The sequence below is a fragment of the uncultured Marixanthomonas sp. genome (assembly GCF_963974425.1).
Classification (GTDB): domain Bacteria; phylum Bacteroidota; class Bacteroidia; order Flavobacteriales; family Flavobacteriaceae; genus Marixanthomonas.
On record NZ_CAXBCK010000012.1, the window covers coordinates 31,755 to 52,676 of the forward strand.

Genomic DNA, 20,922 nt, shown 5'->3' on the forward strand with positions numbered 1-20,922 from the left:
AGTGAGCAAAAGTAGTAGTCTAAAATTTAAAAGACCAACTCGTAACAATAAAAAGGATGTTCGCTTTGCCTCGGGAAATAAATAGATTCTAATTTTTGATAGCCGCGAGCTTCGTAAAATTTTTGGTTTCGATGGTTTTGGCTAAAAGTATCTAAACGTACTGATGTTGCATTGTTTTCTTTCGCAGTATCTTCAGCAAAATTCATTAATTTTTTGGCATATCCTTTACGTTGATGCTCAGGATGAATAGCCAATCGATGAATGTAATAGTTGTTTGCATCTTCAGTAAGCCAGCTTACATCGTTATACTCTTCGTCTTTTAAGGTTGAAATAACAATGCTGCCAATTATTTCTTCAGAAAAAGTAAGCACATACAGTTCATTTCTTTTACTATCGTTTTCAAACGCTTCGAGTGTAGGATACTGCGCATTCCATTGAAAGATGTTTTGTTCTATCATGTTAGCGGCACACGCTCGGGTTATTGTTATAATTTGCTCAATTTCTGAAACGTTTGCTTTTCGAATCATTTAATAAAATAATTTAATTGTTTATTAGTTTTAAAGGTTCAAGGTTAATAAAAATTATTATTTTAGCGATATAATTATGGGGGATTAGCTCAGTTGGCTAGAGCGTTTGGCTGGCAGCCAAAAGGTCATCGGTTCGACTCCGATATTCTCCACAAACCACCGCGTTAGCGGTGGTTTTTTTATTTTATAAAATTTATTGTTGCTTTTACAACCTGTTTAAGTGAATTGGGCATTTTATCATCATTCCATGGATGTTTTGCCTCAAAAACATGGTTAGTACCTTCTATAATTTTTAGTGTACTTTTTGGGTTCCATTGGTGCATTGCTTTTGCTTCTTCAACGGAAACAGTTGGGTCATCACTTCCGTGAATAATAAGGTGAGGGATTTCTATTTGTTCAACAGCTCGTTGGATGGTGAGTCTGTTTTCATTTTCCTTAAAATCTGTATAAAACTGAAAGTAATGTGGCATTTGCTGTTTGGTGCGTCCATTTTGGACGTGTTTAACGCCACTTTCTTCCCATTCTTTGAAATCTGCTGTGCCTTCCTTAAAACGGACCTTATAATCGCTTACGCCAGCCCAAGTGATGACTTTTTTTACTTTATCATTTTCTTCAGCTTTAATTAAAATAATCCCGCCACCGCGACTGTGACCAATTAAGGAAATGTTTTTTACATCTGCTTCTAACATGTAGTGCTTAGTGGTTGCAAAATATTCAATAACCGTCTCCAGATCATCTAGCTCTTTGGTGTAATTGTTTTCGGCAAAGGCTTCAAGGTCTGGGAAATCGATAGGCTCATCAACGGTGCCGCCGTTGTGGGAAAAATTGAATTTAATGAAGAAAAATCCTGCTTTGGCAAATGCTTCTGCAACTAAATGCCAAGCGCCCCAATCTTTAAATCCTTTGTAACCGTGACAAAAAATGACCACCGGTTTTGGTTTTTGGTTTTCATTGTAATATACATCGTATACAATGGGTTTCTTGTCTTTCCTATGTAGTATTTTGTTTTGTTCAATCATCATCATGCTATCTCTTTTTCGGTAAACGGTTTATTTGGGTTACAAATTTCAAGAATTAACCTTTTTAACTCATGAGTGAAAGTATCTAATGTTTCTTGCGTAATAATTTGATCTTTTGATCCGCCTCGGGCTTTTTCTCTTTTCCCGAATTTTAAAAATCCGCTGCTGAGGTTTTTAAACGAAATAATACCTGCTTCCGCATTATTAATAGGAATTTCTTTATTCATCATTAACGCATACGCTAATACCTGAAATGCTTTACTGTATTTATAATCTAACGTTATTTCTTCCCAATCTACTAATTCTACATCACCTTGAGCTACCTTTCCTGTTTTATAATCGACAATGCGCAATTGGCCGTTGTATTCATCCACGCGATCTACTTTTCCTTTAATTTTTACTGGGAACGATAGCTCTGAAATTGCTACTTCAACCTCTAGATTATTTTCAATAGAAATTATTTTAATTTCATTTCCCGCTTCTATTTCTGAAATTTCTTGGTTGATGAAGTTCTCAATGTAGCGTTTGGCTACTTCAAAAATGATGAGGTTTTTCCCTTTATTGAAGGTTCCTCCTTTAAACGTTTTTTTAAATTGAGTGGTAACTTCTTCTTCAGTCTTCAATTTTAAAGTCTTTAAAATTTCTGAAGTTAATAATGTACCCTGAAGTGGTTTATAAAACTCTTCTAGTGTATCATGAACAATAGTACCAAGCGTGTTAGCAGCGACGGTTTCTTCCACTTCTTCGGTTTCATTGAGTCTTAATATTTTCTGAAAATAAAAGTCAATCGGATTCCGAATGTAGCTCGTAAGTGCTGAAGGGGAAAAGCCTTTTACAGCAATTTCCTGCAAACGTTGCATTACTGCCTCTGTCTTTTCAATGGTTTTTAATGTTTGTACAGTCGGTGTAATTTTAGGGGATAAAATGGTTTTAGAAAGCGTATGGTTCTCTTGCTTTTCAATTTCCAATTGTAATAAAAAACGACTTTTTTCTCCCGTGTTTATGCCTTCAGAATGGTTATTGTATAGTAAAGTAACATCCTTTGCACGTTGTAACATGTGGTAAAAGTGGTACGTGTAGATTGCATCTTTTTCAGTATAAAGCGGCAGGCTGAATTCCTTTTTTAAGTCGTAGGTAATAAACGAAGCGTTCGACTTTCCGGTAGGTAACACCCCTTCATTAACCGAAGTAACAATTATCGTTTCAAAATCGAGTACCCTAGTTTCTAAGACTCCCATAATCTGAAGACCTTCATACGCATCGCCTTCAAAATCCAGTGATGTGGTTGCAATGAGTTCGGTAAACAATCCTTGTACCGTTTTTACTGAATCCAAATGTGAGTATGAGTCGTTCAGGGCATCAATCTTGCTAAAAACTTGATACAACTGATATAAGACAACACGTTCCACAGGGTTTTCTTGAAACTCGCTTTTCAGCTTATTTAATACTTTTAAACAGTTGGTAATGGCTGTTTTACTATTGTTGTTCCAATCTTTAAATAAAAGTGACACAATATCAGTGTCTTCTTTATCTGAAAATTGCAGGATATCGTCAATAGTGAGGTGTGTTTTATTTTCGACATTAATTTTTGACGTTATTACTGAAGCGTTATTCAGCAACGAATTTCCTAACGGATGATTAATAAGCGACAGCACATCTTTATAATAAATTGTTTTAATTTTTTCTGAAGCAGCTTCAGAAGAGACGGAATGAAGAGTTAATGCAAGTTCAAAAAACAAGGTGGCTGGAAAATTTTTAAGCACGGTTCCCATCGTGACATTTACAGAATCTAAATTGTCTGGCAGTGAATGCAACACTGGGATTAACAAGTTTTCATCGGCCAATACAATAGCGGTTGAATTTAGTTTTTCCTTTGAATAGGTTGCTAACAATTCACCTACATATTTTGCCTGTCCTATATTTTTCTGCACTTCGACAAAGCGGATATCTTTCTGCTCTTTAAAATGATTCGAAGTACCAAGAGGTGCGTTGTTTTCAAAATGCGACCAGTTCTTAAAATAGCGTCGTATAAAAAGAGAGGCGCTGTGTTTTGTGTCCTTTAAAAATGTCTCATCAGCATCCCAATATATTTCTGTATTACCTGTGTTTAGTAATTGCTGTATAATATTTTGTTCAGCCGAGTTCAGCGCATTAAAGCCTATAAAAGCGTGTTTTTTACTAGGATTCTCACTTATGTAAGTATCAATTTTTTCTGAAGCGATTCGGTATACCAGTCCTTGATATGCTATCGATTCTTGAAGAAGCATTTCTTTTAAGTTGGTATACAGTTCTAAGAGGCTATTCCAAAACTGTAAGTATTTTTCTATAAGTTCGGTTTTCTCTTCTTTCAAGTTCCACCGCTCCATTGTTTTTATACTTCCTAAGTAATTGAAGAAGTCTTTTGGATTTACTAAATAACGATCTATTTCATTAAAATCGTTTAGTAAGGTAATTGCCCAAGTGTTGTAGTTTTCAAAACTTTCTTTTTCAGAAAATGAATCGGTATTTAAATAAACCTGATAGCTCTTAAAAAGAAGTTCTGTGCTATCTAATATAGAAAGACCTGAAACGGCTTCTATAAACTCTTCAATACTTATTATATGTGGTAAAAAAGAAGTCTTTTGTGCATGCTTGCTTAACTGGTTTTTAAGAAAGCCTCCAGCACGTTTACTGGGAAGTATAAGGGTAAGACCAGACAGGTCTTGGTGTTTTCGTTGTAGGCTAAATAGGGTTTCTTCCAAGAATGTTTGCATACCCTAAAAATAAGAAACGCCCCCGATTTACGGAGGCGTTTCTGTTATTTATTTAATGAACATTATTTCATTATCGTTTATTTATCTCTGTTCTTGTTAAGAGAGATTTCAACACGTCTGTTTTCTTGTCTTCCAGCAGCTGTATTGTTTGTAGCAACTGGTCTTTCTTCACCATAACCTTCAGAAGTTAACCTGTTGTTAGGCATTCCGATTGTAGTCAAGTAATCTCTTACAGAAGCTGCTCTTTCTTTAGATAACTTCATGTTGTAAGAATCACTACCTCTACTATCTGTGTGACCTTCAATATGGAATACTGTATTTGGGTATTCTTTCATAATGTCAGCAATGCTTTGTAATGAAGCATAAGACTCTTGACGGATAGAAGATTTGTTATAATCGAACAAGATTGTTTTAGAATACTCGTTGATTTCTTTAATTACTTCTACAGTAACTTCTGGACAACCGTTGTTTGCAACAGTACCAGCAACGTCAGGACATTGGTCATCTTTGTCTAATACACCGTCACCATCTCTATCTTCGAAAGGACAACCGTTATTAGATGCAGGACCTGCTTCGTTTGGACATTCATCATCACCATCAGCGATACCATCACCGTCAGCATCAGGACAACCGTTTAATTCGGCTAAACCAGCTACAGTTGGACAAGCATCTTGAGGATCAGCGATTCCGTCACCGTCAGTATCAGGACAACCGTTAAACTCAGCTAAACCAGCAGTTTCTGGACAAGCATCGTTTCTGTCTTCGATTCCGTCACCGTCAGTATCAGGACATCCATTAAATTCTGGAAGACCAGGAGTTTCTGGACATTCATCATTTTGGTCGTAGATTCCGTCACCGTCAGTGTCTTTTCCACCAAACTTAAATACAATACCAGCAGAATGTTGGAAATGCTTTACTCCGTAATCATCTTCAAATGCGTGCTTATAAGTTGTTTGTAGGTTTAAGGCTATGTTTTCAGCAAACCAGATTTTAACACTAGCTAAACCGTTAGCTGTTCCAAATCCGATGTCATCAACCCAAGTGTAACCACCACCAACACCAATAGATGGGTCAAACCATCCACCAGGACCGTTGATAAGGTCTCTAAAGCTATATCTAATTTCACCATCAGCAGCGTAGTAACTTAAGTCATCTACACTTACATCACCTACTTTATCTATTCTGTTAATAGAACCTACTGCAGAAAAAGTAAAACCACTACCAACATATCTGCTGATTGCAATTTTAGATACTGAAGGTAAAATGTTCCAGTGATCATTTACATTGTAAAATTCTTCAAAAAGCTCTCCTCTCATAGGAGAAGATACAGATTGGCCATCCTCTAGACCAACGGGAAAGACGTCAACAGCATTGACACCAATCTCAAAAGCCCAAGGGTTGTTTTCGTCTTGTGCGTTCGCTACGCCAATACCCATAAATAGGATGGCAGCAACTAATAAACTGTTAAGATGTTTCATATTCGATTGTTTAATTTTTAAGTGTTAATTAGAGCAAAAGTAAGTTCTTATTACTTATAAACAAAGTCAAATCTATTAAATTTTTCATAAATACAAAGCCTTTTGCCCCCAAATTTAATTTATTCAGTCTTAATAATATCTAGTTTTTTACCCACTTTAATAAAAGCATTTATTGCTTTGTCCAGTTGGTCATTTGTGTGAGCAGCAGATAATTGCACTCTTATTCTCGCTTTCTCTTTTGGTACTACCGGGTAGAAAAAACCGATAACGTAGATGCCTTCTTCCAGCAACATATCGGCCATGTCTTGTGATAGCTTTGCATCATATAACATGACAGGAACAATAGCAGAATCTCCATCGATAATATCAAAACCTGCTTCTTTTATTCCTTTTTTAAAGTATGCTGTATTTTCTTGTAGACGATCTCTCAGTGTAGTATCGGTATCAAGCATATCAAACACCTTAATAGAGGCTCCAACAATTGCCGGTGCCAATGAGTTTGAAAATAGATATGGACGCGATCGCTGGCGAAGCATTTCGATAATCTCTTTTTTACCAGTAGTGTAACCGCCCATAGCGCCACCTAAAGCTTTACCTAATGTACCCGTTATTATATCTACACGATCCATAACTCCTTTTTCTTCTAAGGTTCCACGGCCTGTTTTACCAATAAATCCAGTAGCATGGCATTCATCAATCATAACCAAAGCATCATATTTATCGGCTAGATCACAGATTTTATCTAATGGTGCTACTAAACCATCCATAGAAAATACACCGTCGGTAACGATAATCTTAAAACGAGCTCCATTTTCATTAGCTTTAATTAATTGCTCTTCAAGCTCATCCATATTGCTATTTTGGTAGCGATACCGAGCAGCTTTACATAAACGAACGCCGTCGATAATAGAAGCGTGGTTTAAGGAATCTGAAATAATTGCGTCTTCCTTCGTCAATAAAGGTTCAAAAACACCACCGTTTGCATCAAAGCAAGCTGCGTATAATATAGTGTCTTCCGTTTGGTAAAAATCGGCTATTTTATGTTCCAGCTCTTTATGAATGTCTTGCGTTCCGCAAATAAACCGAACAGACGACATACCAAAACCGTGCGTATCCATCGCGTCCTTGGCTGCTTGTATAACGTCTGGGTGCGAAGAAAGCCCCAAATAGTTATTCGCGCAAAAGTTGATCACTTCTTGTCCTGTCGAAATTGTAATAGCGGCATCTTGCGGAGAGGTGATGATGCGCTCTTTTTTAAATAATCCGTCGTTTTTTATTTCCTGAAGTTCTTCTTGCAGGTGTTCTTTAATTTTTCCGTACATAATGTCTGTTTTTTTTCAAGTAACAAAGTTAGGCTTTATTTATAAGTATGCCATTTTCTGAAGTATAAACCAAGATTTTTTCAGCAATCTTAAAATTCATTTCTGAAAGCGCTGCTGCATATTGGTTTATTTGAATCCTGTGTTTTTGAGATTGACTTCCCGTTTTATAATCTATAATACTTACGCTACCGTCGGGATGAAAATTTAAACGGTCGGGACGTAATATTTTTCCTTCTGAAGTAATTAAATCTCGTTCGTTTTCTACTTTTTCGGAAGGTTGAAATAAGTGGTTTAACTTCTCGTCTTGTATTAAAGCATCAACCGCTTCTTTTAAAATTTTAAAATCGCTTTCTGAAACAATCGCTCGTTTTTTTATATTCTTTAATATTTCCGAAGCATCGTTTTCATATTTAATTTCAGCCATTGTATCGTGAAAAAGATTTCCACTTAAAATAGCAGCTTCGGTTTCGGTGTCCCAAAGCAATGCTTCTTTGGTTACAATATTCAAGTTACGGCTTGTTGGTGAAGTGTTGATGTATGTAGGCGCAACCGTTTCAGTAATATTTTCTTCTTCTTTTAGTTCTTTCCGTGTTTTTTCACCAAATTGATATAACAATTGGTCATCGTTCCATTTCTGTCCATGTTTAAGGTATTCTACAAACAACTGACTAAAATCCTTAGGTTGATCTTTTACGCTGCTTGGCTTTTCAGAAAAAATATAGAGCTGATCAACAGGCCTTGTCAGGGTAACATATAGTAGGTTTAAATTGTCGAGTTCTAATGTGTTTCTGCGGTCTGCGTAAATTTTAGCACCTTCTTCGCCAAATTCTGCTACACTACTATTAAAATTAATTACCGCTTCTTCAAAACCGAAATCGTTTTCAGGGGCTTTAAACCACGTTTTTGGTTCTATTTCTTTGTATAAATCGGTTTCAGCAAACGGGAATAGTACAATAGGAAATTCTAATCCTTTTGCTTTATGGATGGTCATTAATCGCACTGCTCCGGTAGTTTCGGCAGCGGCAACCGAAACTTTTTCTTTTTTGGTTTCCCAATATTCTAGAAAGGCCATTTTTGACGCTAATGGTTGTTGTTCAAACTCATAAACCAAATCCATAAATCCGAAGAGATAGGCGTCGGCACTCGGTTCTAACTTAAATTGACGAATGCAATACTCAAAAGCTTCGTATAAAGAAACTGAATGTATAAAACTGGAATTAAAATCGATGTTGTATTGCTGTAAGAGTTGCGTTACTTCTTCCGCAGGTTGGTTTAAAAATTGAGTGAAAAATGTATGTTTTTCTTCTGAAATAGAAAGATGTTCGTGAATAAAATCGAACATATTGATTTTTGCCTCTTCATTTTCAGGTTGTAAGGAATAAATAAGCGTCTGAATTAATCCTTGAACCAAGGGCGAGGATTGAAGCAATAACGTTTCAGAAGAAATAATTGAAATCCCGTTTTCCATAAGCCAAGAGCCTAATGCAATTCCCTCTTTTTTGCGACGTGTTAAAATACAAATATCTTGTTCTTGGTAACCGTGGGCTTTTACTTCGTTAATGGTTTGTAAAACCAATTCTGCATAGCTTTCTTCTTTTTCTGTAGCCGATTGTTTTTCAATAAACTCAATCTGTACATAGCCTCCGTCTTTTTTATTGGGCTTTTGCTGGTTTCCTATTTTGTATAAATGTGTATGTTCGGCATCGCCGAAGTATTTTGAAACAAACGTAAAAAATGAATTATTAAACGTGATAATCTCTTTACAACTTCTGTAATTGGTGTCTAAGGTTTCTACCTCGGCTTTTGAAACAGCAAAAGGTGTTTTGCCGCCATATAAATCCATAAACTGTTCAGGTTTACCACCTCGCCAACGATAAATAGATTGTTTGGCATCGCCTACCAATAACAGCGAGCCTGCTTCTTCACTTGCTACTTGTTGCGATAATGCGTTTTCAATTAAAGGAATTAAATTTTCCCATTGCAATTCGGAAGTATCTTGAAATTCATCAATAAAATAATGACGGTATTTTTCTCCCAACCGTTCATAAATAAAAGGCGCAGGCTGGTTTTTTATTTCTTTATTAATGATGGAATTAAATTCTGAAATAGGCAAGATGTTTTTCTCTTCCTTAATAGTTTCAATTTCCTGCTGCACCAAATTGATAACCGAAAGCGGGGTGAGGTTTTTTACTATGGAATTAATTAACTGTAGCTGAAATACCAACTTTTTACTCGTTGAAAAAGCGGAAACCAATTCTGGTGCTAATCCGTCCATAATATTGCTTTCTGGGGGTTTTATACGTCCTGGGTATAAGGGTTTTTCGCCTAAGGTTTCTTGCCATTTGGCGCCGTACGGAACATCAAAATTGCCTTCAGAAAGCTTTACAAAATAGTTGTATAAATATTTCCCGCTGAAGTGGCTTTCATCCAATCCGTTGTCAGCTATTGTTTTAAGGGTAATGGAAGCAACTTGTATTATGTTTTCTGAAAGTTGTTTTTGTTGTTTCAGCAAATGCTTTTTAAACGAAAGAAAATTGTCGAGGGATTGTAGCTTTAGTTTTTTAATGTGTTTGGCTTCATTTTCAGAAAAAAGCAAAGAAGAAGCTTTGGTAATATCTAGGGCAATATCCCACGATTTATCATTATCTGTTTTTTCAAGTGCGAAGTCCAATAAGACGTTGGTGATTTTTTTATCGTCGCCCGCTTTGCTAATTAATTGATCTACGGATTCAGACAATAATTGATCTGTATCTAGACTCACTTCAAAATTTGAAGAAAGTTTTAAGTCACGAGCAAAAGTTCGAAGTAATTGATGGTTAAAGCGATCAATGGTTTCTACGCTAAAAGCCGAATAATGATGCAATAAATGCTTTATAATTGCTTTTGAAGTAATTTGAATTTCCTCAAGACTCATTCCTGTTTCAGAAGCAAGAAGCGTCATCATATCCGATGGACATGAAAGAGATGTTTCCGAGGAAAAAGAAACTAAATTTGAAATAATCCGCTGTTTCATTTCGGCAACCGCTTTATTGGTAAAGGTTATCGCCAATAGATTTTTATAGCTTCCTTCATTTTTTGAAAGTAGTAAACGGCTTAGATATTCTTTTACTAGGGTGAAAGTTTTACCGCTTCCTGCGGCAGCGTTGTAAATAGTGAATGGCGAAGTTGTTTTCAAGCTGTTTTTTATTTAAAAGTAGCGAATCGTGTGTGTATTTGCACAAATAATCAATATAATCTATATGGTTATAAAATCTTATAAATTTTATAACATTTTTTATGTCTTCTTCTGCGTACCTTTGATAATGAACATAACAAAAAAATATAAATAACTAAAAACGATATAATTATGGCTTTCGAATTACCGAAATTACAATACTCATTTGATGCATTAGAACCACATATTGATGCTAAGACTATGGAAATCCATCATGATAAACACCATAATGGATATACCAATAAATTAAATGCAGCGATTGAAGGAACCGACCAAGAAGGAAAAACAATCGAAAATATTTTGAACAATCTTGATATGGACGATAAAGCCGTTCGTAATAACGGTGGTGGTTTTTATAACCATAAACTATTTTGGGAAATAATGTCTCCAAACGGGGGTGGAAAACCTTCAGGTGCATTAGCCGAAGCAATTAACAGTGCGTATGGAAGCTTTGAAGATTTTAAAGAGAAATTTTCTACAGCAGCGAAAGGTCAGTTTGGATCTGGATGGGCTTGGCTTTGTGTTCACGAAGGTGGTAAAGTAGAAGTTTGTTCTACACCTAACCAAGACAATCCACTAATGCCTGGAGTAGGTTGTGGTGGAACACCAATACTTGGGTTAGATGTTTGGGAACACGCGTATTACCTAAATTACCAAAACCGCAGACCTGATTACGTAAACGCATTCTTTAATGTGATAGATTGGGATGAAGTATCAAAACGATATGAGCAGAATAAATAAGTAGAGTTTATATAAAATCAAAAAACCCTCTTAATATTAAGAGGGTTTTTTTTATCAATTTTTAATTAGATTTTCAATTTGGTACATAAAAAAGGTGAACTAGTTGTGAAGTGAGGGAAACGGCTCACAACAAAGTTTGTTTAAAGAGAATAAGTTTTAGTAATTGCTCGCCACCCCGAATTTGGCGCATAAAAAAAGGTGAACACTTGTTCACCTTTTTTTGCCCCAAATCTACCATGAACTTAACCTACTTATGCTATGGTATGATTCAAATATATATTATAAAGTATTTAATTGTTTGTTTTTTAGACCAATAGCTTTAATTTTCGATAAAGAGATGTTTTTGCTAGGTGTTTTCCTTCAGAGAAGGTGAAACATGTGAATGATTTATTAAAAATTTATATATTTTGATATTTATCTGATAAACAGGTTTTAAAAGTTATATTAATGTTACGCTAATGTAAATTTAACGTTAAGTAATTAAATTTTTCATATATTTGGGGTTGATAAAAATGAATGAGTTATGAGCAATGATGAAAATAAATATTATATACTGAAGGTAAAGTATTCAGTTCAAGAAATATCTGGAAAGAAAAAAAATGGTAAAAAATCTATCCATAAAAGAAAGAAACGGTATTTGGTTAAGAACCTTGACACGTTAGATAGTAAATTTCAGGATATTGAACACGCATTGACCGAAGTGGATACTTCTACTTCTAAAAATATCTTTACTGTTTTTAAAGATTATATAGTTCGGTTTGGTTCTAACTGCAATTCTACATACCATAGAATGTTGCGAACTTAAACCTTCTAATAATTTACTTAGAAAAAGCAAGCTGTGTATATATCGCTTGCTTTTTTTGTTTTATATAAACTCTGTTTGTTGAAGAAGCTTAGTAGATGGCTGCTTAACCATACGATGAAAATAATTTGTTATAATTATTTAAATCAGGCTTGAAAAAAGCAAATATGTGTTTAAATGAAATTGTAAGTGGCTCGCTTTATTTTCTGTTAGTGTCATTTAAGTATAGACTACAGCTCGCCACCCCGAATTTGGCGCATAAAAAAAGGTGAACAAGTGTTCACCTTTTTTTGCCCCAAATCTTACCATAAACTTAACCTACTTATGCTATGGTATAATTCAAATATATATCAAATTTTCAGTTCTACAATAAGGTTTTTCCTACTTTTGGACGAACTGTTTTATAAACTCGATTAAGTGTTTAATAATAACTATTTACACTGTTTTTTAACAGGTTAGTATGCTCTTTCTGGGTTTCCTTCGTAAAAATGAACATAAGCTTTGTTAACCACTCGCTTTCCACCATTTGTTGGGTAATTACCTGTAAAGTACCAATCACCTAAATTCTTAGGACAAGCTTTGTGCAGGTCGTCTACCGATTGGAAAATCAATTTTACATCTGCGTTTATGTTTTCGTCGCTAATAATTTCAGCAATCTTATCAGAAACTTCTTGATCGCTGAAAGGAGCATATAAATCTTTCACGTGATTTACCACATCTTTATCTTCTGTATCTAGCTGCGCTTTACATTTATGGTAGATTTCTTCAACAACATCATACGTTCCGCGTTCTTTATGAAGTGCTAACGCTGCTTGGAAAGCAACTAAACCTTCCAAACGTGCCATATCGATACCATAGCAATCTGGGTAGCGAATTTGTGGTGCAGATGAAACCACTACAATTTGTTTCGGGTTTAATCGATCCAGCATCTTTAGGATACTCTTTTTAAGTGTTGTCCCGCGCACAATACTATCATCAATAATAACTAGATTATCCGTTGGTTTAACAACCCCGTAGGTGACGTCGTATACGTGGGCAACTAAGTCATCACGACTGCTATCTTCGGTAATAAAGGTTCGCAGTTTTACATCTTTAATCGCAATTTTTTCGGTGCGAATTTTATGCTGTTGTATCTGCTGAAGCCTTTCAGTGGTTAAATTCCCTTCTTCCTCTAAAATGGCTTCGTTTTTCTGTTTGTTCAGTTCATTTTGGGCAGCGTCTAACATTCCGTAGAACGAAGTTTCAGCTGTGTTCGGAATAAAAGAAAACACGGTATTTTCGGTATCGTGGTTTATTTCTTTTAAAACTTTTGGCATCACCAAACGGCCTAACTCTTTTCGTTCTTCATAAATTTCAGCATCACTTCCGCGGGAAAAATAAATTCGCTCAAACGAACAAGATTTACGCTCTAATGGTTCTAGTATCTTTTTTTCTGAAAAACTACCGTCTTTTTTCAAGATAATAGCGTGTCCAGGTTCTACTTCTTTAATGTCTTCAAACGACACATTAAATACAGTCTGAATTGCTGGTCTTTCTGAAGCAACAACTATCACTTCATCGTCTTTGTAGTAATAGGCTGGACGTATTCCTGCAGGATCGCGTAATACAAATCCGTCACCGTGCCCCAACATTCCGGCCATAGCATAGCCTCCGTCCCAATCTCTAGCAGACTTCTTAAGTATTTTTTCAATTTTAAGGTTTTCAGCAATAAAAGGAGAAGCTTCCATTTTATTCAATCCTGCCTTTTTCGATTTTTTATAAAGTTTGCGAACGCCTTCATCTAGAAAATGACCAATTTTTTCCATCACAGTGATGGTGTCGGCTTTTTCTTTAGGGTGCATCCCAAGTTTGATCAAATTATTGAACTGCTCGGTAGTATTCGTCATATTAAAGTTACCGGCAATAATCAAATTACGGTGCATCCAATTATTTTGCCGAAGAAAGGGGTGTACGTTTTCTACACTGTTAATGCCAAAAGTTCCGTAGCGAACGTGCCCTAAAAGCAATTCGCCAATGTAAGGGATGTTTTTCTTTTGAGCGGCGACATCGTTTTTGTATTCTGGGTGTCTTTCAAACTCCTCATTAATACGACCGTTAATCTGAGCAAAAATATCCTGGATGGGTTGCGATTTGTTAGAACGTACTCTGCTTATGTAACGTTCTCCAGGGTCTACATCAAGTTTAATACTGGCAAAACCGGCACCGTCTTGACCACGGTTGTGCTGTTTTTCCATCATTAAGTACATTTTGTTTACTCCGTAAAATGCAGTTCCATATTTCTCTTTATAATATTCAAGCGGTTTCAGCAATCGTACCATTGCTATTCCACATTCGTGCTTTAACGCGTCGCTCATTTTTCTGAAAAATTAGTTCAATTAAAAACGCCCCGAAAATTCAGGGCGCGATGTTATGTTAATTCTATATCAAATTGTGTTAGGCTTTGAAATTGTTTCAAGCGCTGATGTACTTCTTTTTTTGTGAGACCCTCCAATCGTTCTGTTCCAAATTTTTCTACACAAAACGAAGCTAAAGCCGAACCATAAATTATGGCATTCTTCATATTTTCAAAGCTATAATCTGCGGTTTTTGCCAAATAACCCGTAAATCCTCCTGCAAATGTATCGCCCGCTCCAGTAGGATCAAAAACTTCTTCTAACGGTAATGCAGGTGCAAAGAAGACATCGTCATTATGAAATAACAAGGCTCCGTGTTCTCCTTTTTTTATAACCACATATTTAGGTCCCATTTCTCTTATTTTTTGAGCTGCTACCACCAATGAATATTCACCGGTTAATTGCCTAGCTTCTTCATCGTTAATCGTAATAACATCTACTTTAGCAATAACTTCTTTTAATTCGGCTAAGGCGTTATCCATCCAAAAATTCATCGTGTCCAGCACAATCAATTTTGGCGAATCCATTTGCTCAATCACACTTAATTGGACGAGCGGATGTAAATTTCCTAACATCACCACTTCAGCACCTGTATAGTTTTCTGGTACTTTAGGTTGAAAATTCTCCAATACATTTAACTCAGTCGCTAAAGTATCGCGAGAATTCATATCGTTACGGTATTTCCCGCTCCAAAAGAATGTTTTTCCTTCTTTAATAACTTCAAGTCCTGAAACATCTAAATTATTGTTTTTCAGCATCGCGATATATTCCTCTGGGAAATCACCTCCAACGACTGAAACAATAGCGCCATCGGCATTAAATTGGCTAGCTGCCAGCCCTATATATGTAGCGGCGCCACCTAATATTTTATCGGTTTTGCCAAAAGGCGTTTCAATAGCGTCGAAAGCAACGGTACCAACTATAACGAGTTTGCTCATAAAAGGGTTTTAAATTGAGGGTGCAAATTTAACGAAATAATTTAGAAAATATATGTTTTTAACGAAGACTAAACAAAGTGTAAGGTGTTGATTATTACTTTCTTCCAAAATCTGCTGGAATTTCGCCCCACGCTTTGGTTTCCCATTTAACCACTTTGGTGGAATAAGTGTTTGTTTTAAGCCAAGTTTCGGCTCGGGCAATTAATTCAAATAACGATTTATTTTTTGAAGACTTCTTTAATTTAGTGTTGCACTTTTTTCGTTTTATCCACCCCATTGCAATCCTACTATCCGTATATAAAATACGATCGCTACTAATTTTCTTTAAATAAGCAAGCCCATGAACCAAAGCTAAAAATTCACCTACATTATTAGTTCCTTGCTGAAAAGGGCCTTGATGAAACAACTGTTTATGCGTTTGGGTGTCTACGCCTCGGTATTCCATTTTCCCTGGGTTACCACTAGAAGCCGCATCAACTGCGATGGAATATAAATTGGGTTGCCCTATTTTAGCTAATTGTTCTTTAGTAAGTGTTTTTTTCTTTTTGGTGTTTTTTCCTTTATAGTCTGCGTATTCTTTATTGTACGCTATTTTAGCTTCTTTTAAACTTTCAAAACTTTTGTATTGTGCGCCGGTGACTCCTGTAATGGCTTTTTTACATTCCTTCCAACTATGGAAAATACCTGTTGGGTTTCCGAACCAGACGACATAATATTTTTTGGTCTTTGCCATTAATCAGTTTTTTCAGCAATTAATAATTTTTCAATTACTCTTGGAAAATGTTCATATTCTAATGCATGTACTTTTTCAGCAACCGTTTTTGGTGTTTCATTTACTGAAAGCGGTGTTTTTTCTTGAAATATAATTGCGCCTTCATCATAATTTGCGTTCACATAATGAATTGTAATACCAGTTTCAGGTTCTTTATTTGCAATAATTGCTTCGTGAACATAGTTTCCATACATTCCTTTTCCACCATATTTTGGAAGCAAGGCTGGATGAATATTTATTACTTTGTTTGGGTATTCCTCCAAAATTAATTCAGGAAACTTCCATAAGAAGCCTGCTAATACAATTAAGTCTGGTTTGGTTTTTTGAAGCGTTTTTAAAATGCCTCCTTCAGAAAATAAATTTTCCTTATTAAAGTATAGGGATTTGATATTGTGTTTTTTAGCCTTTTCTAGCACCTTGGCATTTTTCTTGTTTGACAGTACAAGAACAACTTCACCAACATTAGATTGTTTAAAATATTTTATTATATTTTCGGTATTGGTACCGCTACCAGAAGCGAATATGACAATGCGTTTTTTCATCAAAATAACAATGAGGTTTTCAAGAAGTAATATTAAATAAATAACAAAAGTAAGGTAATAGGGTTTTACTTCTCCCAAAAATGTTTAAATTGGTATTCACATTTTAGGTTTAAAATGGTGTATTAAATTAAAAAATTTTATTTTTGCCACTTAATTAAATTAAAAAAACAAAGATTATGTCAGACATTGCATCAAGAGTAAAAGCAATTATAGTAGACAAACTAGGAGTTGACGAAAACGAAGTTGTTAACGAAGCAAGCTTTACAAACGACTTAGGAGCTGATTCCTTAGATACAGTTGAACTTATTATGGAGTTCGAAAAAGAATTTGATATTCAAATTCCAGATGATCAAGCTGAAAACATTGCTACAGTAGGTCAAGCAGTTTCATATATAGAAGAAGCTAAATAAATTTAGTCCTTTATGGAACTTAAGCGAGTTGTAGTTACAGGTCTTGGAGCACTTACGCCTATTGGTAATAACATTCCTGATTATTGGGAAGCATTAATCAATGGAAAGAGCGGGTGTGCCCCTATTACTTATTTTGATGCTGAAAAGTTCAAAACTAAATTCGCTTGCGAGCTGAAAGACTTTAAACCAGAAGATTTTTTTGATAGGAAAGAAGCCAGAAAACTGGATCGCTTTGCCCAATATGCTTTAGTATCTTCAGATGAAGCTATTAAAGACGCGGGAATAAACCTAGACGACGTTGATAAATTTCGTGTAGGAGTTATATGGGGTGCTGGTATTGGCGGACTTGAAACCTTTCAAAATGAGGTAATAAACTTTGCAGAAGGGGATGGAACACCACGTTTCAACCCCTTCTTTATCCCTAAAATGATAGCTGATATTGCCCCTGGTAATATTTCTATTAAACACGGCTTTATGGGGCCTAACTATACAACGGTCTCTGCGTGTGCTTCTTCTGCCAATGCAATGATTGATGCTTTAAACTACATTAGGTTAGGGCATTGCGATGTCATTGTAACTGGTGGTAGTGAAGCGGCAGTAACAAAAGCTGGTATGGGAGGTTTTAATGCTATGCATGCCCTTTCTACCCGAAACGATAGTCCTGAAACCGCATCAAGACCTTTTGATGCTACCCGTGACGGATTTGTATTAGGGGAAGGAGCAGGAGCATTAATTCTTGAAGAATACGAACACGCAAAAAAACGCGGTGCTAAAATATATGCTGAAGTTGTTGGTGGCGGAATGTCTAGCGATGCCCACCATATGACAGCTCCACATCCAGATGGTATTGGTGTAGAGCGTGTAATGCTTAATTGTTTACGTGATGCAGGGATGAGCCCTAATCAAGTAGATACTATTAATACACATGGTACATCAACACCCTTAGGTGATGTTGCCGAATTAAAAGCAATTACCAGTGTTTTTGGTGAACATGCTAAAGACATTAATATTAATTCTACTAAATCCATGACTGGGCACTTATTAGGTGCTGCAGGAGCTATTGAGGCGATTGCCTCCATTTTAGCAATGGAAAATAGTGTGGTGCCACCTACCATTAATCATACTACAGTTGATGAAAATATAAATCCATCTCTTAACCTTACCCTTAATAAAGCTCAAGAACGTGAAATTAAAGTAGCAATGAGCAATACTTTTGGTTTTGGAGGGCACAATGCCTGTGTGCTGTTCAAAAAACTGGACGCATAAATACTAGATGGCATCCATTAAAAACATATTTAATTCCCGAAATTCAACCGACGGGGATTTTTTTCATGCAATTAAAAAAATATTGGGTTTTAAGCCCAAGGATATCTCAATCTATAATGAAGCTTTTACCCATAGATCGCTTCACGAGAAGAATAATGACGGTCAACCCCAAAACTATGAGCGTTTAGAGTTTTTAGGAGATGCTATGTTGGGAGCGGTAATTGCTGCTCATCTTTTTGGCAAAGTACCTTCCGGCGATGAAGGATATCTTACTAAGATGCGATCCAAAGTAGTAAGCCGCGAACATTTAAATGAATTAGGACGGGACTTAAACCTTATCAAGTTTTTAAAATCCTCCGTTTCTTCTGATCAATTTGGAGGAAACATTCACGGAAATATCTTTGAAGCTTTAGTCGGAGCCATTTATTTAGATCGTGGATATAACTATTGTGAAAAGTTTATTTATAAACGGGTTATTAAACCTTATGTTGATATTGAACGCTTGGAAGGCAAGATAATAAGCTATAAAAGTTTATTTATTGAATGGTGCCAAAAAAGTAAACAACACTTCAAGTTTCATGTATATGAAGACACTGGCAAAGATGAGTTAAAGCACTTTGCTGTTAAGCTTCAACTAGAAAATGAAACCATTGCCAAGGCACGTGCTACTTCAAAAAAGAAAGCTGAAGAACGAGCCGCTAAAAGAGCTTATTATAAGTTTCAGTCAAAAATTGACAAAGAATTAAACTAAGCCTTTCGTTAATTACCTAAAGTATCCTTATTTTTATGCTAAAATCCGTTATGGGTAAACATAAATTAGTGCTCGAAGACGATTTTAGGGAAGATTTTCAAATACTAGCTATTCACTGTGGTGTGGAGCCCTATAAAATGGCGTTCTACTTAAATAAATACTTACAATTACGGTTAAAACGGCGAAGAACAGATCTTGAATTTTCAAAGGATGGATTAGAAGTGCAGTTTCCGTTGTTTGAATTTGAAGACACCACAAATTACATGGTGTATGATCTCGTTTCAAACACTTGTAAATCTGCAACTGCAAATACAACAGCCAGCGGAGGATTATTTGGTTCAAATGCTTCGGAAGAATACATAACCACCTATTTAATTCCGGAGTATAAAAAAGTGGATTATTTTTTAAAAATTACTTCCGAACACAACCAGGTTTCAATAAATAAGCTGCTTTCAGAAGCAAATAAAATAAAATCCATTATTTCTTCTTACCTTATAGATAGTGAACATATAAAGTCTAAAAACAATTTAATATTCAATTAATGCAGAAATTAAAAAGAACTAAAATAGTCGCCACCTTAGGCCCATCGACCACCAAAAAGGAAATTATAAAAAAAATGATTTTGGAAGGGGTGGATGTTTTTCGCATAAACTTTTCTCACGCCAAATACGAAGATGTAAAAAAACGCATCGCAACTATTAGACAAGTAGGGGAGCAATTGGGTATTACCCCAGCTATTCTAGGTGATTTGCAAGGTCCTAAACTACGGGTGGGCATCATGAAGGAAGAAGTGATTGTAAATCCGGGAGATAAAATTAGTTTCTGTACCGGAAAAGAGTTTGAGGGCACAAGTGAAAGGGTGTACATGAATTACGATAGTTTCCCTAAAGATGTTAATGCTGGCGAACGAATTTTGCTAGACGATGGGAAGCTTATTTTTGAAGTAATTGAAACCAATGGGAAAGATGAAGTTAAGGCTAAAGTAATTCAAGGAGGGCCCTTGCGTTCTCGAAAAGGTGTAAACTTACCCAACACCAACATTTCGTTACCAGCACTTACAGATAAGGATAAAAAAGACGCAGTTTTTGCAGTAAAACAAGACGTAGATTGGATTGCCTTATCATTTGTACGCCACGCAGAAGACTTAAAAGAGCTACAAGCTATTATTGAAGCACATTGTGAATATAAAATTCCGATTATCGCTAAAATTGAAAAGCCCGAAGCTGTACAAAACATCGATAAAATTGTTGCTTATTGCGACGGTTTAATGGTTGCAAGAGGTGACTTGGGAGTAGAAGTTCCAGCTGAAGAAGTACCGCTTATTCAAAAAGAACTGGTCTTAACAGCAAAACGAGCTAGAATTCCTGTAATTATCGCTACACAAATGATGGAAACGATGATTACCTCATTAACACCAACTCGTGCCGAGGTGAATGACGTGGCCAATTCAGTAATGGATGGTGCCGATGCTGTTATGTTAAGTGGAGAAACCTCCGTAGGTAAATATCCAGTTGAAGTTATTAGAACGATGGCCAATATCTGCAAAAGTGTGGAAAACTCAAACTTAATTACGGTACCACACCAGCCGCCACAAATTAGAACCAATCGCTATGTTACCAAATCGGTTTGTTATCATGCCGCAACTATGGCAAATGAAATTGATGCGACTGCCATTTGTACGTTAACCAACAGTGGTTATACAGCTTTTCAAATTTCGGCTTGGCGACCAGACGCGAACATTTTAGCATTTACATCTAACAAACGTATTTTATCACGATTAAATTTATTGTGGGGCGTAAAAGCTTTTTACTATGATAAATTTGTGAGTACCGATGAAACAGTTGACGATGTAAACAAAATTGCGCGAGATAAAGGATACGTAAACAAAGGCGATTATCTAATTAACCTTGCGGCTATGCCCATTTCAGATAAAGGGATGGTAAATACGTTAAGGGTATCATTGATTAAATAAAAAAAAGCCGAGTTTTAAACTC

The 20,922-nt window shown here is 35.9% G+C and carries 17 protein-coding genes and 1 tRNA gene; 8 read left to right on the top strand and 10 right to left on the bottom strand.

Translation table 11 applies throughout. The features are described from left to right. Nucleotides 1-26: 26 nt before the first annotated feature. Complete coding sequence (locus AACZ92_RS04770; RefSeq protein WP_339697668.1) at nt 27-527, bottom strand: GNAT family N-acetyltransferase; 501 nt, start codon at nt 525-527, stop codon at nt 27-29. A 78-nt stretch (nt 528-605) separates the two neighbouring features. On the opposite strand from AACZ92_RS04770, the gene AACZ92_RS04775 reads away from it, so the two are divergent. Continuing rightward, nucleotides 606-679, top strand: a tRNA-Ala gene (locus AACZ92_RS04775). 27 nt (nt 680-706) lie between these two features. On the opposite strand, the gene AACZ92_RS04780 is transcribed toward AACZ92_RS04775, so the two are convergent. From AACZ92_RS04780 to AACZ92_RS04800, 5 genes are all read right to left on the bottom strand, one after another. After that, complete coding sequence (locus tag AACZ92_RS04780; protein WP_339697670.1) at nt 707-1,552, bottom strand: alpha/beta hydrolase; 846 nt, start codon at nt 1,550-1,552, stop codon at nt 707-709. Next, nucleotides 1,549-4,299: a PD-(D/E)XK nuclease family protein gene (locus tag AACZ92_RS04785; RefSeq protein WP_339697672.1), complete on the bottom strand. Its 2,751-nt coding sequence runs from the start codon at nt 4,297-4,299 to the stop codon at nt 1,549-1,551. The genes AACZ92_RS04780 and AACZ92_RS04785 overlap by 4 nt, the downstream gene beginning before the upstream one ends. A gap of 77 nt (nt 4,300-4,376) precedes the next feature. Further along, entirely contained in the window at nt 4,377-5,777 is a 1,401-nt protein-coding gene (locus AACZ92_RS04790) for an OmpA family protein (protein WP_339697674.1), read from the bottom strand. Nucleotides 5,778-5,896: 119 nt separating this feature from the next. Beyond that, complete coding sequence (kbl, locus tag AACZ92_RS04795) at nt 5,897-7,099, bottom strand: glycine C-acetyltransferase (protein ID WP_339697676.1); 1,203 nt, start codon at nt 7,097-7,099, stop codon at nt 5,897-5,899. Between the two features lie 28 nt (nt 7,100-7,127). Then, nucleotides 7,128-10,274 (bottom strand): UvrD-helicase domain-containing protein, encoded by a 3,147-nt coding sequence (locus AACZ92_RS04800; protein ID WP_339697678.1) that lies wholly within the window; start codon nt 10,272-10,274, stop codon nt 7,128-7,130. Between the two features lie 171 nt (nt 10,275-10,445). Here AACZ92_RS04800 and AACZ92_RS04805 point away from each other — a divergent pair, with 171 nt between their 5' ends. Continuing rightward, complete coding sequence (locus AACZ92_RS04805; protein ID WP_339697680.1) at nt 10,446-11,054, top strand: superoxide dismutase; 609 nt, start codon at nt 10,446-10,448, stop codon at nt 11,052-11,054. Nucleotides 11,055-11,577: 523 nt separating this feature from the next. After that, the gene (locus tag AACZ92_RS04810) at nt 11,578-11,859 is read left to right on the top strand and encodes a hypothetical protein (RefSeq protein ID WP_339697682.1); all 282 of its coding nucleotides are present in this window, start codon (nt 11,578-11,580) and stop codon (nt 11,857-11,859) included. A 452-nt stretch (nt 11,860-12,311) separates the two neighbouring features. Here the strand turns inward: AACZ92_RS04810 and AACZ92_RS04815 are convergent, their stop codons facing one another. The 4 genes from AACZ92_RS04815 to AACZ92_RS04830 all read right to left on the bottom strand — a co-directional run bounded on the left by AACZ92_RS04815 (nt 12,312) and on the right by AACZ92_RS04830 (nt 16,501). Next, on the bottom strand, nt 12,312-14,210 hold the full coding sequence (locus AACZ92_RS04815) for an amidophosphoribosyltransferase (protein WP_339697684.1): 1,899 nt from the start codon (nt 14,208-14,210) through the stop codon (nt 12,312-12,314). A 53-nt stretch (nt 14,211-14,263) separates the two neighbouring features. Further along, nucleotides 14,264-15,187: a PfkB family carbohydrate kinase gene (locus AACZ92_RS04820; RefSeq protein ID WP_339697686.1), complete on the bottom strand. Its 924-nt coding sequence runs from the start codon at nt 15,185-15,187 to the stop codon at nt 14,264-14,266. A gap of 94 nt (nt 15,188-15,281) precedes the next feature. After that, nucleotides 15,282-15,920, bottom strand: coding sequence for a ribonuclease H family protein (locus AACZ92_RS04825; protein ID WP_339697688.1), 639 nt, complete (start codon nt 15,918-15,920; stop codon nt 15,282-15,284). Next, entirely contained in the window at nt 15,920-16,501 is a 582-nt protein-coding gene (locus AACZ92_RS04830) for a phosphoribosylglycinamide formyltransferase (RefSeq protein ID WP_339697690.1), read from the bottom strand. Before AACZ92_RS04830 ends, AACZ92_RS04825 begins: the two co-directional genes overlap by 1 nt. A gap of 176 nt (nt 16,502-16,677) precedes the next feature. On the opposite strand from AACZ92_RS04830, the gene AACZ92_RS04835 reads away from it, so the two are divergent. The 5 genes from AACZ92_RS04835 to pyk are packed head-to-tail and all read left to right on the top strand — an operon-like array spanning nt 16,678 to nt 20,900. After that, complete coding sequence (locus tag AACZ92_RS04835; RefSeq protein WP_068590783.1) at nt 16,678-16,911, top strand: acyl carrier protein; 234 nt, start codon at nt 16,678-16,680, stop codon at nt 16,909-16,911. Between the two features lie 12 nt (nt 16,912-16,923). Continuing rightward, nucleotides 16,924-18,177: a beta-ketoacyl-ACP synthase II gene (gene fabF, locus AACZ92_RS04840; RefSeq protein WP_339697698.1), complete on the top strand. Its 1,254-nt coding sequence runs from the start codon at nt 16,924-16,926 to the stop codon at nt 18,175-18,177. A 7-nt stretch (nt 18,178-18,184) separates the two neighbouring features. Beyond that, nucleotides 18,185-18,928, top strand: a complete 744-nt coding sequence (rnc, locus tag AACZ92_RS04845; RefSeq protein ID WP_339697700.1) for a ribonuclease III — start codon at nt 18,185-18,187, stop codon at nt 18,926-18,928. 50 nt (nt 18,929-18,978) lie between these two features. Next, entirely contained in the window at nt 18,979-19,470 is a 492-nt protein-coding gene (locus AACZ92_RS04850; RefSeq protein WP_339697702.1) for an IPExxxVDY family protein, read from the top strand. After that, nucleotides 19,470-20,900, top strand: coding sequence for a pyruvate kinase (pyk, locus tag AACZ92_RS04855; RefSeq protein ID WP_339697704.1), 1,431 nt, complete (start codon nt 19,470-19,472; stop codon nt 20,898-20,900). The genes AACZ92_RS04850 and pyk overlap by 1 nt, the downstream gene beginning before the upstream one ends. Nucleotides 20,901-20,922: the final 22 nt, after the last annotated feature.

Excerpts from the sequence above, each read along its gene's own strand:
- AACZ92_RS04770 (WP_339697668.1), bottom strand. The coding sequence starts at position 527 with ATGATTCGAAAAGCAAACGTTTCAGAAATTGAGCAAATTATAACAATA.
- AACZ92_RS04780 (WP_339697670.1), bottom strand. The coding sequence starts at position 1,552 with ATGATGATGATTGAACAAAACAAAATACTACATAGGAAAGACAAGAAA.
- AACZ92_RS04785 (WP_339697672.1), bottom strand. The coding sequence starts at position 4,299 with ATGCAAACATTCTTGGAAGAAACCCTATTTAGCCTACAACGAAAACAC.
- AACZ92_RS04790 (WP_339697674.1), bottom strand. The coding sequence starts at position 5,777 with ATGAAACATCTTAACAGTTTATTAGTTGCTGCCATCCTATTTATGGGT.
- kbl (WP_339697676.1), bottom strand. The coding sequence starts at position 7,099 with ATGTACGGAAAAATTAAAGAACACCTGCAAGAAGAACTTCAGGAAATA.
- AACZ92_RS04805 (WP_339697680.1), top strand. The coding sequence starts at position 10,446 with ATGGCTTTCGAATTACCGAAATTACAATACTCATTTGATGCATTAGAA.
- AACZ92_RS04810 (WP_339697682.1), top strand. The coding sequence starts at position 11,578 with ATGAGCAATGATGAAAATAAATATTATATACTGAAGGTAAAGTATTCA.
- AACZ92_RS04815 (WP_339697684.1), bottom strand. The coding sequence starts at position 14,210 with ATGAGCGACGCGTTAAAGCACGAATGTGGAATAGCAATGGTACGATTG.
- AACZ92_RS04820 (WP_339697686.1), bottom strand. The coding sequence starts at position 15,187 with ATGAGCAAACTCGTTATAGTTGGTACCGTTGCTTTCGACGCTATTGAA.
- AACZ92_RS04825 (WP_339697688.1), bottom strand. The coding sequence starts at position 15,920 with ATGGCAAAGACCAAAAAATATTATGTCGTCTGGTTCGGAAACCCAACA.
- AACZ92_RS04830 (WP_339697690.1), bottom strand. The coding sequence starts at position 16,501 with ATGAAAAAACGCATTGTCATATTCGCTTCTGGTAGCGGTACCAATACC.
- AACZ92_RS04835 (WP_068590783.1), top strand. The coding sequence starts at position 16,678 with ATGTCAGACATTGCATCAAGAGTAAAAGCAATTATAGTAGACAAACTA.
- fabF (WP_339697698.1), top strand. The coding sequence starts at position 16,924 with ATGGAACTTAAGCGAGTTGTAGTTACAGGTCTTGGAGCACTTACGCCT.
- rnc (WP_339697700.1), top strand. The coding sequence starts at position 18,185 with ATGGCATCCATTAAAAACATATTTAATTCCCGAAATTCAACCGACGGG.
- AACZ92_RS04850 (WP_339697702.1), top strand. The coding sequence starts at position 18,979 with ATGGGTAAACATAAATTAGTGCTCGAAGACGATTTTAGGGAAGATTTT.
- pyk (WP_339697704.1), top strand. The coding sequence starts at position 19,470 with ATGCAGAAATTAAAAAGAACTAAAATAGTCGCCACCTTAGGCCCATCG.